The sequence below is a fragment of the Yersinia pekkanenii genome (assembly GCF_001152565.1).
In the GTDB taxonomy this organism is placed as follows: Bacteria; Pseudomonadota; Gammaproteobacteria; order Enterobacterales; family Enterobacteriaceae; genus Yersinia; species Yersinia pekkanenii.
This window is the reverse complement of sequence record NZ_CQAZ01000001.1, coordinates 92,599-108,678: the sequence shown is the minus strand read 5'-3', so window position 1 is coordinate 108,678 and position 16,080 is coordinate 92,599. Positions and strand designations below refer to the sequence as shown.

Below are 16,080 nucleotides of genomic sequence, written 5' to 3'. Positions count from 1 at the left end.
TTATGACGTCAGCGACATCATCATTTGTACCATCATCAAATATGCCTTTTACACCGGAATTACTGTCACCTGCCGGTACCCTTAAAAACATGCGTTATGCCTTTGCTTACGGTGCTGATGCGGTTTATGCCGGCCAGCCGCGCTATAGCTTGCGGGTGCGTAATAATGAATTCAATCATGAAAATCTGGCATTAGGTATTCAGGAAGCCCATGTCCTTGGCAAACGTTTCTATGTGGTGGTGAATATTGCCCCCCACAACGCCAAACTGAAAACCTTCCTGCGTGATTTAAAACCGGTGATCGATATGGGACCGGATGCACTGATTATGTCCGATCCCGGTTTGATCATGATGGTACGGGAAGCATTTCCGCAGATGGATATCCACCTGTCAGTACAAGCTAACGCCGTCAACTGGGCCACCGTCAAATTCTGGCAGCAGATGGGACTGACACGGGTGATACTCTCCCGTGAGTTATCACTGGAAGAAATTGCTGAAATTCGCGCGCAAGTACCTGAAATGGAACTGGAGGTTTTTGTCCACGGCGCGCTATGCATGGCCTATTCCGGTCGTTGCCTGCTGTCCGGCTATATCAATAAACGCGACCCGAATCAGGGGACATGCACCAATGCCTGCCGCTGGGAATATAACGTTCAGGCAGGCAAAGAAGACGATATCGGCAATATCGTGCATATCCATCAGCCGATCGCGGTGAAGAATGTTGAGCCGACATTGGGTATCGGCGCGCCGACTAACCAGGTATTTATGTTAGAAGAAGCACAGCGCCCCGGCGAGTATATGACAGCCTCAGAAGATGAGCACGGTACTTACATCATGAACTCCAAAGACCTGCGCGCCATTCAGCATGTGGAACGCCTGACCCAATTGGGTGTGCATTCCCTGAAAATTGAAGGCCGGACTAAATCATTCTATTACTGCGCCCGTACCGCACAGGTTTATCGCCGCGCCATCGATGATGCGGTGGCGGGTAAACCTTTCGATCCAACCCTGCTGACCACATTGGAAGGTTTAGCGCACCGTGGCTACACCGAGGGCTTTCTGCGTCGCCATGTGCATGAGGCTCAACAAACTTACGACTACGGTTATTCGGTTTCCGAACGCCAGCAATTTGTCGGTGAGTTTACCGGAGTACGCCGTGATGGCCTGGCCGAAGTGGTGGTCAAAAACAAATTCTCGGTCGGTGACAGTGTTGAGTTGATGACGCCAAACGGCAATATCCAGTTCACTCTCGACAGCATGCAGGATAAAAAAAACCAGCCCGCAGATATCGCGCCGGGGAATGGTCATATCATGTATTTGCCCATCCCCAAGGACATTAATGTGGAATATGGCTTACTGATACGGAACCTGAACGGGACAAATAGCCGTAATCCCCACGAAAAAGCGTAACATAATGCAATAAACAATAATGCCATCGGTCAGGTGGCATTTTTGGCAAATATTAGAAATGGATCACATCAATTATAATTACACTGGGGTAACATCACTTGAGTACAATCAATAACTAAAAAAGTTTCAAAACAAGACTAGGAACCACCTCCTTGGCTAGCCCAATCTCCCTTGGGCTAGCCTTTTCTTTTTCCACTATCCATATGATTATAATCAGTTTTTATTGAATGTTATTATTAACAATTCTTATTAAGCGGTTAACTAACAATAAGAAAATTCTGCTATTAATGGATAATCTCACCCACAAAAAAAATAACTATTCTGATTAAATAAATATGCCCATAAAACCGCCTTTTATTAAGTCTAACAATAATTGATATTTTCAGTTATTGCCTGAATAATCTGATAGGTAAATTAAACGGATATGGGATACTGTTACCCCCATTACAGAATTGATCCGGAGCAAGTTATGACCTCAATACCGCGCACCCTTCTCATCCTGAATGGTAAAGAATCGGGTAATATTGATGTTCGCAATGCAGTCAAAAACTTGCGTGCGGAGGGGGTGACTCTTCATGTTCGGGTCACCTGGGAACAAGGTGATGCGAAACGCTATGTCGAAGAGGCCGCCATTCTGGATGTCGATACCGTCATTGCCGGTGGTGGAGATGGCACCCTTAATGAGGTGGCGACTGCGCTGATGGCGTTGTCTACCAACAATCGCCCCGATTTGGCTATTTTGCCATTAGGCACAGCCAACGATTTTGCCACCAGCTGTAATATTCCGCTACAAATAGAAAATGCATTGCAATTGGCCGTCAAAGGCCGGGCAGTGAGTATTGATGTAGCACAAGTGAATGGCGAACACTGTTTTATCAATATGGCTACCGGGGGTTTCGGTACCCGTATTACCACGGAGACGCCCGAAAAACTCAAAGCTGTACTGGGTGGCGCTTCCTATTTTATCCATGGCCTGATGCGCATGGATACGATTAAAGCCGATAGCTGTGAAATTCGTGGCCCTGGTTTCGCATGGGCGGGTGATGCACTGGTGATAGGGATCGGCAATGGCAGGCAAGCGGGTGGCGGGCAGCCTCTCTGCCCTGATGCACTGATTAATGATGGCCTGTTGCAATTGCGTTTACTGACCGCAGAAGAGCTGCTCCCTACCCTATTGATCAGCGTGTTCAGTGGTGAGAAAAATAAAAACGTCATTGAGGCCAACTTGCCTTGGCTGGAAATCACCGCGCCACACAACATGACCTTTAACCTGGATGGTGAGCCATTGTCAGGCAAGCATTTCCGTATTGAAGTACTCCCCAATGCGATCCGGTGTCGTCTGCCACCCAATTGTGAATTGTTAGGCTAACTATCTGTAAGTAGGCTGTTATCCGTATTATTATTCTGGTTGATAAAAATGACTAATCCACTGCTGACCTATGCCCGTGAAACACTGGAAATTGAGCTGACAGAAGCACAACGCTTGCTGTCACGTTTAGATGATAATTTTGTCCGTGCCTGTGAGTTATTATTGGCCTGTACCGGTAAAGCCGTGGTTTCCGGTATCGGCAAATCCGGCCATATTGGCAAAAAGATTGCTGCATCACTGGCCAGTACCGGCACCCCCGCCTTTTTCGTTCATCCCGCAGAGGCATTGCACGGTGATTTGGGCATGATTGGCCCACAGGATGCAGTGATTTTCATCTCCTACTCTGGCCGCGCCAAAGAGTTGGATCTGATTCTTCCCTTGCTGGCAGACAGCCAGATCCCAGTGATAGCTATCACTGGCGGTAAAGAATCACCATTAGCTCAGGCAGCGGCTTGTGTGCTGGACATCAGTGTTGAGCACGAAGCCTGTCCGATGGGGCTGGCCCCAACATCCAGTGCAGTCAATACCTTGATGATGGGGGATGCACTGGCGATGGCTTTGATGCGCCATCGTGGTTTTAATGCAGAAGATTTTGCCCGCTCACATCCCGGCGGCAGCTTGGGCGCGAAGTTACTCAATCGGGTTCATCATTTAATGAGAACCGGTGATCGTCTGCCAATGGTGAATGAATCCGATACAGTAATGGAAGCGATGCTGGAACTGAGCCGTACAGGGCTAGGGCTGGTAGCAGTATGCGACCCGAGTCAACGGGTCGTCGGGGTATTTACCGACGGTGATTTGCGCCGTTGGTTGGTCAAAGGCGGTACATTGCAACAACCGTTGGAAAGCGCTATCACCCGGCCGGGCTACCGATTACCCGAACAATGGCGTGCCGGTGAAGCACTGGAAGCACTGCATCAGCACCATATCAGTGCCGCACCAGTAGTTAATCTGGATGGGAAGTTGGTAGGTGCTATTAATTTGCACGACCTGCATCAGGCCGGTATTGGTTGAGAATAGCCATGACGATGAAGCATGATGATGGGTTATGGATATGATGACGTTTATGGGCATGATGATAGAAGTTAATCATCAGGGAGTATTAGAAATTCTGTGTCATTCCGCTAACGTATTTAAAAAAAGGAATGACATATGACTCAACCTTTCGACTTTGAAAAAGCCCTAAAAGCCTTGCAACCAGGTCAATCATTGACGGGTAAAAATGGCATTTTAACACCATTAATCAAACAGTTAACTGAAGCTACATTAACGGCTGAGCTGGACTCCCATCTGGCGAATGATATTGACGCTAACCGTAAAAACCATCAAAACCCCCACCGGCAGCGTTGAACTGGCAACCCCCCGCGACAGTAATAGCAGCTTTGAACCGCAATTAGTGAAAAAACACCAGACCACGCTCTCCGATGAGATTGAGCAGAAAATCATTCGGATATCCTGATAGCCGGTGTTGACGGCCTGACCGGCTTCCCGCAAACCATCAACAGCATTTACCCGCGAACCTTTACCCGCGAACCAAGGTCCAGCTCTGCGTCATTCACCAAATACGTAACTTAATCAAATAGGGTTACAGAATGCGCAAAGAAAATGGGCAATGCCAATCCAGAGTTGGAATTTGACACTGTCCCAGTTAGCCATTTATTTTGAGGGGCGTCTTGATAAAGTGATAACGCTATAATGGTTTTAGCGTGACACAGAATTCTGAACACTCTCCCTTATCACTCGATCAATGCCAGTTAGGATCTTGCTGTAACTGTTTTTTCAGCAGAGCCTGAACACTTTCATTGGGGCGGCCTAACCATTGATAGGTCGCGAACTGGCTTGGATTATTAATTGCTTGCGGCTTATCTGCTACCGAGACGCGCATACCCCATGCCTGCCATACTTGTTTTTTATCCTGACTAAACGCAACCCACATAAAATTATAACTACAATCGTGAGGTTTACAGATTCGCCCCACCTTGTACGGCTGCCCTTCCCAATTGATCACCTCATAGGGTGCCGACGTTCCCACGCCTTTACGCGCCCAGGCAGGTAAATTTTTCTGTCCCTTCACCATTTTTTGCCAGCTGTTTTTATAAACCGGCTGTTGCAGAAGATCCGCAGCAGTAGGAAGTGGTTTGACAGCAACAGTCTGAGAGGATGCCGGGGTCGAATTTGTTGGCGTTGACGCCACGGTTGCAGTGGTTGACTGCGCGAAGGCCCAAGAGCTGACACTGAGTGCCGTCGCAGCAACAAGACAATGGAGGGTTTTATGACCTTTCATTATCAAAATCCTTATTATCTGATTAATCTACTCGCCGGACATTGAACGTGGCCCGGTGCAACGGATTTGCAGGTATGAGCAGGTGTGATATTAGCTTGCTTATCTATGACCATCAACAGTCGGAAAAGTTGATCCACAACACGAATTTTCATCCTAATACCCGTTATACCGCAATCGGTATGACAGCTTGAGTTAAGCTATGAACCAGACAGCAATGAGTCGATAACAAACCAATAAAAGGCCATGCCATGTTAACCGTTGAGTTACCCGAAGAACCCGAGAAGCTGTATTACTCTGCCGGGGATGCCCATCCGCTGGCCAAGCTTGAAACCGATAAAATCATCCAGAGGGTGATCGACCTGGACGTGGCCAACTCCGACCGTGAACACTATGTTACTGGTTGGATGGGGCTGAATAGCGTGGTGGTGGTACGTAACTATCAAAACAAACGCGGCACCGCCAACGGTTTTGTGGTTAACAAAGGTGACCGCTACCGGCTAAGCATTCAATCGATTGAATTCCGCATCCCTAAAGTCGTGCTGTGGATGAGCTTTCGCCGCAAGCCACGTACCATGGAGTTAATCACCTACGAAACGCTGGGCGACCAACCCAGTGGTATGCAGCAATACCGTAATATTCTCGAAGAGGAATTACTGCAACAACTGGATAATGATTGGCGCGAACTGAATGATTATCTGGGCGCGGCCTGTTGGCAATTAGAGAACGGTACCCCGCTATGGCTGCAAAGCCAGCAACAAATAACAACACAAGCCATCCGTGAACTGGTTGACGCGCCCATATTCCGCACCAAACATTTGCAAGCCGATGGGGATTACGCCGGTTTCTGGGCTGGGGAATACTTTTTTGCCGTCAGGCAGTCAACCACTGGCAATCCATTACCTGCCGTACAAATTTCCTGGCGGGAAAATGAAAAAGATATTGGTAGTTATCAGTTTGACCTGATCCACGATGAAGCTGGCGAGCCAACGCTTTCGCTGTGTATTCGCCCGCGTAAGGGCGCAGACAGTTACCTGCTTAACCGTTTTGACGCTCACCATCTGCAACGTGCTATCACGATGTTTACTATGACACAGCACTATTTACTGGCGCAGACACCTGATATTAATAAAACAAAATATCTATATCCAAAGTCATTGGAGTTACAGGCAGCCAGCGAACTCATCCCGATGAGCTTACTCAAGTAAGTGATTCTGGTGCGTGAGCGCAGCTAACCCCCCTGCAGCTTCAAGGTTGAGGGCCTTACCACCATTGGTGAAAATGATGCACCGGCCCAATCCCCTGACCCACTTCGAGGGTATCGGCCTGCTCCAGTGCGCCTTGCAGATAACCTTTGGCAGCATCTACCGTATCTGCCCAATGGTGATGCTGCGGGCGCAATGCCGCTAAAGCCGCCGATAAGGTACAACCGGTGCCGTGTGTATGTCGGGTATTCACCCGACGAGTGACAAAACGCTGTTCGCCTTGTGCCGTAAACAGCCAGTCCGGGCTATCTTCACTACTCAAATGCCCCCCTTTCATTAATACGGCCTGACAGCCCAGCGCTAATAGCGCCCGCCCCTGCTCACACATTTGTTGCTCATTACAGGCTGGCGGACAATTCAGTAATGTTGCCGCTTCGGGCAAATTCGGCGTCACCAGGTCAACCAGAGGTAACAAAAGTTGGCGCACCGCATCAACGGCCTCCGGTGCCAGTAGTGGGTCGCCACTCTTTGCCACCATCACGGTATCCAACACCACAAATGGGATAGGGTAACGGCGCAGTTGTGCGGCGACGATTTCGACAATCCCGGCATTGGCCAGCATGCCGATTTTGGCACTATCGATACGCACATCACTCAAAACAGAATCCAGTTGAGCAGCAACAAAAGCCGGTTCGATAGAATAAACCGACTGCACACCACGGGTATTTTGTGCCACCAATGCGGTGATAACACTGGTACCGTAAGCCTGCAAAGCAGAAAAGGTTTTCAGGTCAGCCTGAATACCGGCACCGCCACTCGGGTCAGTTCCAGCTATTGTGAGAGCATTAATGCGCTTCATGAATTTATCTCCACATTCGATAAAGCGAATAGTGAAATACTAACCGCGACCACTGAAGAAAAAACGGCAGGTTGAACGCACATATTCCTCCTAACCGGCGGTTAAGAAGGCAGTACCCTGCGGTGCCGAAACGTCTCTCCGCGAGCATAATCCAGATCAGATAACACAATGAAAAAAGAGCACGTATTTAATAACGGTCTGACAGGATTGTATCTGGTTGCCGATAGAAATCCACCAGAGGTGATCACCAAAAGCAGGAGATTCATTGCCGCTGGATGTTTACAACTCACCCGTCAATACCCAACATACGGCCTCGAATCCACTTTTATCTGAAAAAATAAAGATTGATCGAAATCAACATATTACCGCCACTCAAAGATAAATATTAATTATCTCACTTGATAATAGATTTTTATAAACTATTATTTTTTAGTGATGACTTTTAGGTTGATAGGGAAATATCCTCCTTGAAACCACCATCATATATTTTAATTGAAAGTAATTGTTCTCTAAAGCTAACAAGAGAGGGTAAATCATGGGTAAAAGTCCAAGTATTGAAGAAATGGAAAAAAAAGATAAAAAAAGCCGCGAGTATTTAAATGGCATCGCTGATGAATTAACCAGTAAACTCGGGGATACTTATGATCTTTTAGAAAAAGAGGCAGAGGCATTTTATACCAAAGGACATGAAAAGCCTTGGGTAAGTGATATTTATATTACGGGTAAACAATTTGATTACCAGTCAATACAAGAATGGTCACTCGCCTCAGTCGCATCCATCATTAACAAAATCTCATCAGCGGTTATTGGTACCATTGATGGAAAAATAGAAAACTTACCCGCAGGAACGGATGCCGGAGATAAAGCCAAGGATATTAATAAAAAGTACGATATGAACCAAGATAAACGTCTATTGATCGCAACGAATTGTTTCAACCTGCTTGCAGGTATCGTTGGTTCCTTTGGTAATGCAACATCCATCACCGTTAAACACGGTATGAAGTCAGACCCCATCGGGGGTGGGCTAAGGATATTTGGCTCCGTCGGCACCCAAACCTTCCAGCGTTCATCTTTCTTTAATAATGAGAAAATTGCGACCTACCAATTTGCATATATTATCAAGTTTTCTGTCGATGAATTTGAATTACAGGCAAAAATTGCCCTTATCGATCAATATCAAAACACGTTGAATGTCACTAAATTTGCCTCTGACAAAAATGACCAGCAGTTTTATAATGATGAAATTAGTTATGAACAATGGTCAGTAATGTCGGGTAAATTTGAAAAAGTCATGGAGGATGTTTTAAGGAAAATAAGGGAACTCGATCCGAGTAAAAAACGGGGAACACAATTAGTCAAAGCATTCATTGCTCATGACAGTCTATATAGACTGGTTTATGAAAGTAATAAATACTTGCTGGAAGCAATAGAACGCAGAGAGGCTAAATTATTAAAAATTTGACTTAATGCAAAAGAAAAATATTGCCTGATTTAATTATATTTCACAGTAATCCTATACTATAGGAACATCATCATGCCTAATTACTATCGACTCGGAAATAGAACACCGGCTAATTTCACCCCGCGTATTGCGGACACGGTAGGGCCCGGTGCCGGATTATCCTTAGCGAATGCGGCTCCGGCAGTAAGAGCACAAATAATTAGTTCTGATTTAACCGATGACACCCAGATCCTCAATACGCCGACGGCGGGTAACCCTCAGCATTATTCGGTTTTGCCAAATCCGAATGTGGGGAACAATTTGCTGGATTGGGCAAATACCAGAGCGGCAATATTAGTCGATAATATGTGGGATAATCCCCTGATAGGGATCTATACCACTGATGTTAATAATGCCAGAACAGGCCAAGTCAACTAGAGTGGAGGCCATTTATGGATCTGATAAAAAAAATGTGCGGATCATTTGATTTCACTGCGATATCTGCCGAACTGTATGCGCTGATCCCAAAAGATAAAATGGATATTGAGACTGCCAAAAAAGCGGTGAATTATGGCTATCCTGGCGTCGCCCCCATACTACCGGTATTAATCTATTGGATGCAGGATTTAAACTGGCCGGTAGCGCAAGAGCTGGCACCATTTTTAGCCAAAATCGGTGCTCCGTTGAAACAACCCGTACTCAATGTATTAAAAACCCAAGACACTATTTGGAAATATTGGGTCGTCAGTAAATTAGTCAATACGACAGATCTCCAACTGGCAAAAGCGATCGCGTCGGAGCTTCAACATTTGCAACTGAAAACGGCAGGCAGTACTGATGAGGACGATCTCAGCGTCAATTTAGTGGTAAGTGATGTTTTGAATAAACTCCAAACACAGAGCCCATAAGCTCCCCTGCGATACCAGGCGACGGGATACAGTTTGTCTTTCGTCGCCTCTCCTTACTACCATTCCCGGCACAGAATATGTCATTAATAGGGGTAACTTTACCTCGTTAGCTAACTCACACAACTTGCCACGAGCGTAATATCACTCAGCATATACCGAGAAAAACACTCGATAAGGGACATCTGGCATTTTAAGGGTTGAATAAATGTCGGTGTACTGTAACCATTTAAGTAACTTGTTATTATCACGGTAGTAAAAGATCAATCCTGTACTAGCTGAACCCATGATCAATTCAGCAACCGCACTGTGTCTTGGGGGTATAACCGTAGGATGAGTATTGAGATCCGTCAGTATCAGGAAAGTGACCGTCCGTTTCTGCGTACCTTGTATCTGGCATCACGCCGGGCGGCGTTTAGCTGGCTGGATGGGGAGCTTTTTCGTCTGGAGGATTTTGACCGCTCGACGCGGGGAGAAACCGTCCTGGTGGCCATTAACGGTGATCAGCGCCTGGGTTTTGCCTCGATTTTTATCGAGGAGAGCTTTCTGCATAACCTGTTTGTTGACCCTAGGGTGCAACAATGTGGTGCTGGCAAGGCATTATTACAGGCAGCACAACACCTATTGACTCGCCATGGTTCGTTAAAATGCCTGACAAAAAATCATCATGCACTGGCGTTTTATCAAAAACAAGGCTGGGTGGCAATTGCAAGCGGTAAGAGCGATGACGGCGACTATATATTAATGCATTGGCATAATGAAAAGGTTAAATAAGACCAAGGGAGCTTGGCCTGCTCCCTTATATTTATGCCTTATTCCCCGCGTAATTTTTTTACATCGTCCACTTTGATATTCAGTGTCGGCTGTCCGAATTGCTGGAGTAAGTAATTACTCAGACTGACGACCTGTTCATCGGTTAATGTGTTGGCAAAACCGGGCATAAATACCTCACCGTCATTGGTTTTGCGCGAAACACCCTGCAATATCACGTTGATCAGATTATTCGGGGTAGCAGCGCCCACCGCTGAGTTTTTCATCAGTGACGGATAATAGCCGTCTTTCACACCATCGCCAGTAAAACTATGGCAACTGGCACAGTTCCCCAGATATAAGCGCGCACCATCGGTATGGTTATCCGCCTTGAACGGCACCCCGCGCAACGTATTCACGCTGCTGGCCGATTGCCCCCAATCCGAACGACTTTTGGTTTCATTATCTGGATTCAATGGCTTCAAGGTTCGCAGGTAAACCGCCATGGCATTCAGATCACTGTCCGTCAGATAACGGGTACTATTTTCAATCACTTCCGCCATCGGGCCAGCAGCCTGTGCTTTACCATCAACATGACCGGTACGCAGATATTGCACCATCTGCTCCTGACTCCAGCCACCAATCCCGGCATGCGGGTCTGAGGTAATATTGAAGGCCATCCAGCCGTCGACCTCGGCACCAGCGTATGCTTTGCTCTCTTTCATCCCCATGGTGATATTACGTGGCGTATGGCATTCGCCACAGTGCCCCAATGCCTCAACAAAATATGCCCCCTGATTCCACTGCGCATCTTTGCTGCTATCGGGCTGGAAGCGCTGCCCTTCAAAGTTCACCAAATTCCAGAACCACAATCCCCAACGCTGATTGAAGGGGAATGGCATATCATTTTCACGATTAGGTTGATGCACCGCCGGTAGACTGAACAGATAGGCTTTAATCGCTTTGACGTCATCATCGGTCAGCAAGGTATATGAGGTGTAAGGGAATGCCGGATAAAGATTTTCACCATTTTTGCCTTTCCCTTCATGTAACGCACGCAAAAACTCTTCATCGGTCCAACTGCCAATCCCTGTCTCTTTGTCGGGGGTGATATTGGGTGAATATAAGGTGCCCATTGGCGTCTTAAAAGCCAATCCACCGGCAAAAGGTTTACCGTCTTTGGTGGTATGGCAAGCGACACAGTCGGCAGCCTTGGTCAGGTACTCACCACGTGCAACCAGGTTGTCGTCGGCACTGGCATATCCGCTGACAATCAATCCACTTACCACTAATCCTAATTCAATAAACAAGGATCTCACTGAATAGCCCAGGGTTTGCTTTTTCATTTTACACCTCGGCCTTTAAGGTTTCAGCGATCCGCAGGGAGAGCGCAGCAATCGTCAGAGTACAGTTCACTGAGCCGACAGTTGGCATCACACTGCTACTGGCAATAAACAGGTTTTTATGGTCGTGGGCGCGACAATCACTGTCCACCACGGAATCCTTCGGATCATTGCCCATGATGGTGGTACCAGTAATATGATTATTATTCGCAAAGTTATTAGTAAACTTAACGTCGGTGCCACCCATAAGCTTTGCCGCCTCAGCGTAGACCTGCTGAGTGTGTATCGCACTTTTGCGAACATAATCATCCATCGCATAGTAAAACTCTGGCTTTGGAATGCCGATGGCATCTTTCTCAGTCGCACTGGGAATAATACGGTTTTCTACGTGTGGCAAAATCTCGTGAAAGCTATCGAATGCCACAAAACGCGCCGCTCTATCGCGGATTTTAGCGTCAAGCTGCGGTCCAAGCGGCAAGTCACCCTGTTTGAGTAACTCGATAGTGACCTGATCAGTACGTGATAAGTTGGATAAGTGGATTTTTTTCGCCGCAAAATCCGCACGAAAAGCACCGTCACGGAACCCGATCATCGAGGTCATTTCCTGCGGCCCGCGCCCCGGCCACAGTGGTTCACTGGCCATAAAAGTGACACCAGTACCCGGATGGTCCATTAGATTGCGCCCCACCATATCGGAGCTATTACCTACACCGCGTGGGTTTTTATCACTGGTAGACATCAGCATCAGTTTCGGCGTTTCGATCCCGTTAGCGGCCAACACAAAAAACTTACCTTCAGCCCGATGCTCATTGCCCTGCGCATCTTTAAACAACGCGGCAGTGATCTGCTGCTGGTCATTAACTTCCAGTTTATACACCACGGCCTGTGGGCGCACGATAGCACCGGCGTGTTCGGCTTTTTCAACATGGGTGATGCCATTGTACATGGCACCAATCGGACAAATTGGCATACAGTTATTGTTGCCACAACAGGTGGGGCGACCATCATAAGGGCGGCTGTTACGCGCCACCGGCTCGGTCACCACATTAAAATGAGCATCATTAAAACCGCTGCCAGTAAAACTGTGGCTATTCAATACTGTTTTGATGCGCTGTTCATTCCACGATAGTGGCAAGGGTACCATCGGATATGGCTCACTGCGGGGCGAACCTAAATCTTCATCACTCGGCCCCCATACGCCCAGTTCCTGCTCGGCGCGGAAATACCATTTTTCCAGCGTAGCATAATCAATCGGCCAGTTTCTTCCGACGCCATACAGTGTTTTCAGCTTGAAATCATTGGGCAGAAAACGCCAGGCAGAAGCGGCCCAGTGCCAGGTGGTGCCGCCGACGGCACGGATATATTGCACATCATACGGATGTTCACCCTTTTGAATCAGATAGTTATTATTAGGGTTAGCTTCCGGATGAGGTGCATAAGATGTAGCAGGATAAGCTGCCATATTGTCTGATTTATCCGGTTGATTGCGGAAATTTTCCACAATTTCCCAACGCGATAAACGCGGACCGGCCTCTAAAATCAGCACCGACTTACCTGCCATTGCCAGTTGATAAGCCACTAATCCCCCGGCAACGCCCGAACCAATGACAACGATATCCGCCTTGAGTGTGTCAGCCATAACCGTATTCTCCAAAATTATAAGGCGACATCAGGCTTTGCAGCCCAGTATCCGGGTTTATTCGGGCAATAAGAGCGAATAACCAACACATCGGATACCGCATCGAACATCAACGCATTTTCATAGCTGATTACTGCCGCATCCGCTCCCTCGCCGATCACCCCGATATACCAACTTTGTAAAATTTGTCGGGCGATCTGCTGCTGGAGTGGCGACCATTGATGAGGTTCACCGGCGGGTAAGGGCTGCAGTAAGGCCAGTTTCTGGTCAAACCCCCCTATTTTGCCAAGTAAAACCTGATAAGTTCGCTGACCAATCTGCGCATTAAGTTGGCGCTTGCCGGTTAATCCACGGGATACCAACATGAATCTTTCCAGATCCTGTGGCGAGGTTTGGGTTGATGCCGCGAAAGCATCCAAAGAGAGAGGATTCATCAGGCTGCTGACCAGCCCAACACCGACATATCCCAGTAAACGACGGCGTGAAATACCGCGCACTTGAGGGATCGGAGCGTGAGTTACCGACATGTTTTTTCTCCACAAAAGAGTACGCACACAGTATTAATCCGTTGTATTTATAGACATGCTGTTATAGGCATGGCGTTAACAGATGCGGGCTACTGTGAGCTAAACCGCCGTACGATTGACGCTGCGGCAGTGGCAATCTTGACTAATAATGACTGGATTTCCCGCCTTGCTGACGATGTAAATTATAAGATGCAGATAATAAACATTTAGTTTAGTTGTAAAGATCCGTCAAGATTATACCCCTCTTAATTAGGGGGTAAAACACCATGTGATCTGAATCACATGGTGTGATTATCCTCCTAATTATCTGTATTTCTGCTGAGGATAACGTCTATTCGGTTAAGGATATAGGCAACTTGATGCCATAGTTGCTCGTAACTGATTGAGTGGTAAGTGTGTAAAAATTCCACTAATAAATCGTGGGTTTGCTGCAATGTGGCGTTGTCGGCTGGCTGATTTTTATTTTGCTCAAAGATGCTTTCCAGTGTCTCGACTTTTTGCAGGTAAGCATTCACTGCATCAGTCCACTCATCGGTATGTAACTTATGAAAGATTTGAGCCAGTAACCAAGGGATATAGTAACGCGTGAGATTGGTATTCTGTATCTCATTATCGGTTGAGGCCCAATTGGCATTCAGTACTTCACAATGGGTGCCATTATCATCGGTAAACCCACTCAGCTCACAAACCCCTTTTTCAACATCCAATAGATATCCTAATGCCGGATTACTAATAAATACTGCATCATGGGGTTTTCTTGCATTGAAGCTCACGGCTAACCCAATGCGTTCGCCGAGTTCAGGCCCGGTCAATACACCACGGAAATTTTTATACGGCGGCTTATCATTAATATAGAAATGCAGAACTTTATTTTCATGTCCATTAACCAGATAGTGGTATTCCCAATCTGCCATAAAATACCATTTTTTGGTATAAATGTTATAAATCACACCATTATCACAACGGTATTCTAAACTGTTATCACTGTAGTTACTGCGATGATGCATATAACTGACCGGTGAAGGTTGGTCTGTGCCGTCGTTTAGTAATGAAAGGCAGGAGGATTCAATCAACTCTTTCCCGTCACTTAGCTTGTTATATGCCATTAACGACTTAGTCTCAGCATTATAATAAATATGCCGCCCAGTTTTTTTATCCGCCAAATAAATATTAGCATCATCAACTTCATCTAAATGATGAACAATCACATCTCGTTGATCATTCTCGTTTATTGATTCAAGTGTTTCTTTATATTGCAGGAATGGTCTTACTGCCTGTTTTTTCAACTTTTCTATGTATGACGCATCAAACCATAAGGTATTATCATTAACCTCGACTATCGGAACATTATTTTCCTGCTCCCGGCTATACCGACTATTAGTCTGTAGGTGGGTATGAGGGCTGGTATGTAAACTCACGTAAAAGCCGGTTTGATCCAAGGATAACGCGGTGCCAGTTCCTCGATTAATTAATACTATTTTTTCTTCCACCGTAACCGGAAACCAAGTTTGACCTGAATTATTAAAATCACAATAAGTGAATGCCACATCAGCATTTAAGCTACCACTCCGCCGGTCTGCGGGCATCAGGCAGTATAGATTACGCTCAAAACCGAGTCCGAAAAAGGCCGTCATTATCTGCCCTGCGTGGCTGTAAAAGAGATAAGAGCTGTGTCCATCAACGGCGACAGGTTGGCTTTTTTTTGTCAAAAAAATACTGTGTCCACTATTGTGATAATAATCATAGCTAAAGTATTTTTCAGAAAAAATATCCGAGTGAAAATTAAATACAACCCTTTTACTGTCTGGATAGAGATTTTTTGGTAATACACGGTAAGAGCTTATATCTGATATCAACCCATATTTTTCTAAAGTAGCTGAGTCGGTATCGCTATAAAGTGAGACTGTTCTACCAGAAAATTAATAATCACTAAAAATATCAACTCGAAAATATGAAGGGATTTTAATTGAAGAAATAGTATTATTCCACTGATTAAATAACCACTCATCCTCAGTATAGTAAGGAACGCAAAACTTCTTACCCCCGTCTTTTTCAGAATAATTATCATTTGAATAAAAACAGACATTATCTTCACTTTGGTTATCTGCCATTACAGATGGAGATGTGAAAACAAACATTAATAATATAATTAAAATATAACCTTTTATATCCATATTTCACCTACAAAAATAAAGTAGCCACACCATTACTGATGTTTTATATTTACATAAGGCAGATTTATTTAAAAGTAAACTCACATAAAATACTATTTGTTTTTTTATTGAAAAAATAACATTAAATATAAAAACCAGTTTTATTATACTTCGACCATAAAAAAACCTCCTAAGTCGG

The 16,080-nt window shown here is 45.9% G+C and carries 15 protein-coding genes and 2 pseudogenes; 10 read left to right on the top strand and 7 right to left on the bottom strand.

Going from position 1 to position 16,080, the window contains the following annotated elements; translation table 11 throughout:
• Positions 1 to 41: 41 nt before the first annotated feature.
• The 5 genes and pseudogenes from trhP to AEP37_RS27815 form a co-directional block, all read left to right on the top strand.
• Positions 42 to 1,409 (top strand): prephenate-dependent tRNA uridine(34) hydroxylase TrhP, encoded by a 1,368-nt coding sequence (gene trhP / locus AEP37_RS00475; protein ID WP_049608473.1) that lies wholly within the window; start codon positions 42 to 44, stop codon positions 1,407 to 1,409.
• Positions 1,410 to 1,887: 478 nt separating this feature from the next.
• Positions 1,888 to 2,778 (top strand): lipid kinase YegS, encoded by an 891-nt coding sequence (gene yegS, locus AEP37_RS00470; RefSeq protein ID WP_082170638.1) that lies wholly within the window; start codon positions 1,888 to 1,890, stop codon positions 2,776 to 2,778.
• 48 nt (positions 2,779 to 2,826) lie between these two features.
• Complete coding sequence (gene gutQ, locus AEP37_RS00465) at positions 2,827 to 3,792, top strand: arabinose-5-phosphate isomerase GutQ (RefSeq protein WP_049608199.1); 966 nt, start codon at positions 2,827 to 2,829, stop codon at positions 3,790 to 3,792.
• Positions 3,793 to 3,930: 138 nt separating this feature from the next.
• Positions 3,931 to 4,225: pseudogene (locus tag AEP37_RS27820) on the top strand (transposase); the annotation flags it as partial.
• Between the two features lie 2 nt (positions 4,226 to 4,227).
• A pseudogene (locus AEP37_RS27815) lies at positions 4,228 to 4,358 on the top strand (transposase); the annotation flags it as partial.
• 164 nt (positions 4,359 to 4,522) lie between these two features.
• On the opposite strand, the gene AEP37_RS00455 reads toward AEP37_RS27815, so the two are convergent.
• Positions 4,523 to 5,062 carry an inhibitor of vertebrate lysozyme family protein gene (locus AEP37_RS00455; protein ID WP_049608193.1) on the bottom strand — a complete coding sequence of 180 codons (540 nt, stop codon included), beginning with the start codon at positions 5,060 to 5,062 and terminating at the stop codon, positions 4,523 to 4,525.
• 248 nt (positions 5,063 to 5,310) lie between these two features.
• Here AEP37_RS00455 and AEP37_RS00450 point away from each other — a divergent pair, with 248 nt between their 5' ends.
• The gene (locus AEP37_RS00450) at positions 5,311 to 6,267 is read left to right on the top strand and encodes a hypothetical protein (RefSeq protein ID WP_235801330.1); all 957 of its coding nucleotides are present in this window, start codon (positions 5,311 to 5,313) and stop codon (positions 6,265 to 6,267) included.
• A gap of 55 nt (positions 6,268 to 6,322) precedes the next feature.
• Here AEP37_RS00450 and thiD read toward each other — a convergent pair whose 3' ends face one another.
• Positions 6,323 to 7,123, bottom strand: coding sequence for a bifunctional hydroxymethylpyrimidine kinase/phosphomethylpyrimidine kinase (thiD, locus tag AEP37_RS00445; protein ID WP_049608190.1), 801 nt, complete (start codon positions 7,121 to 7,123; stop codon positions 6,323 to 6,325).
• A 535-nt stretch (positions 7,124 to 7,658) separates the two neighbouring features.
• Here thiD and AEP37_RS00440 point away from each other — a divergent pair.
• The 4 genes from AEP37_RS00440 to AEP37_RS00425 all read left to right on the top strand — a co-directional run bounded on the left by AEP37_RS00440 (position 7,659) and on the right by AEP37_RS00425 (position 10,243).
• Positions 7,659 to 8,585, top strand: a complete 927-nt coding sequence (locus AEP37_RS00440) for a hypothetical protein (protein WP_049608188.1) — start codon at positions 7,659 to 7,661, stop codon at positions 8,583 to 8,585.
• A gap of 72 nt (positions 8,586 to 8,657) precedes the next feature.
• Positions 8,658 to 9,002: a hypothetical protein gene (locus AEP37_RS00435; protein ID WP_049608184.1), complete on the top strand. Its 345-nt coding sequence runs from the start codon at positions 8,658 to 8,660 to the stop codon at positions 9,000 to 9,002.
• A 14-nt stretch (positions 9,003 to 9,016) separates the two neighbouring features.
• The gene (locus AEP37_RS00430) at positions 9,017 to 9,472 is read left to right on the top strand and encodes a DUF5071 domain-containing protein (protein ID WP_049608181.1); all 456 of its coding nucleotides are present in this window, start codon (positions 9,017 to 9,019) and stop codon (positions 9,470 to 9,472) included.
• A gap of 330 nt (positions 9,473 to 9,802) precedes the next feature.
• Positions 9,803 to 10,243 (top strand): GNAT family N-acetyltransferase, encoded by a 441-nt coding sequence (locus AEP37_RS00425; RefSeq protein WP_049608178.1) that lies wholly within the window; start codon positions 9,803 to 9,805, stop codon positions 10,241 to 10,243.
• 38 nt (positions 10,244 to 10,281) lie between these two features.
• Here the strand turns inward: AEP37_RS00425 and AEP37_RS00420 are convergent, their stop codons facing one another.
• From AEP37_RS00420 to AEP37_RS27100, 5 genes are all read right to left on the bottom strand, one after another.
• The gene (locus AEP37_RS00420; RefSeq protein ID WP_049608175.1) at positions 10,282 to 11,565 is read right to left on the bottom strand and encodes a cytochrome c; all 1,284 of its coding nucleotides are present in this window, start codon (positions 11,563 to 11,565) and stop codon (positions 10,282 to 10,284) included.
• A 1-nt stretch (position 11,566) separates the two neighbouring features.
• Positions 11,567 to 13,201: a GMC family oxidoreductase gene (locus AEP37_RS00415; RefSeq protein ID WP_049608172.1), complete on the bottom strand. Its 1,635-nt coding sequence runs from the start codon at positions 13,199 to 13,201 to the stop codon at positions 11,567 to 11,569.
• Between the two features lie 17 nt (positions 13,202 to 13,218).
• Positions 13,219 to 13,728 (bottom strand): sugar dehydrogenase complex small subunit, encoded by a 510-nt coding sequence (locus AEP37_RS00410; protein ID WP_049608169.1) that lies wholly within the window; start codon positions 13,726 to 13,728, stop codon positions 13,219 to 13,221.
• A gap of 299 nt (positions 13,729 to 14,027) precedes the next feature.
• Entirely contained in the window at positions 14,028 to 15,362 is a 1,335-nt protein-coding gene (locus AEP37_RS00405; protein WP_244880753.1) for a hypothetical protein, read from the bottom strand.
• 285 nt (positions 15,363 to 15,647) lie between these two features.
• Positions 15,648 to 15,902, bottom strand: a complete 255-nt coding sequence (locus tag AEP37_RS27100) for a hypothetical protein (protein WP_235801332.1) — start codon at positions 15,900 to 15,902, stop codon at positions 15,648 to 15,650.
• Positions 15,903 to 16,080 lie beyond the last annotated feature (178 nt).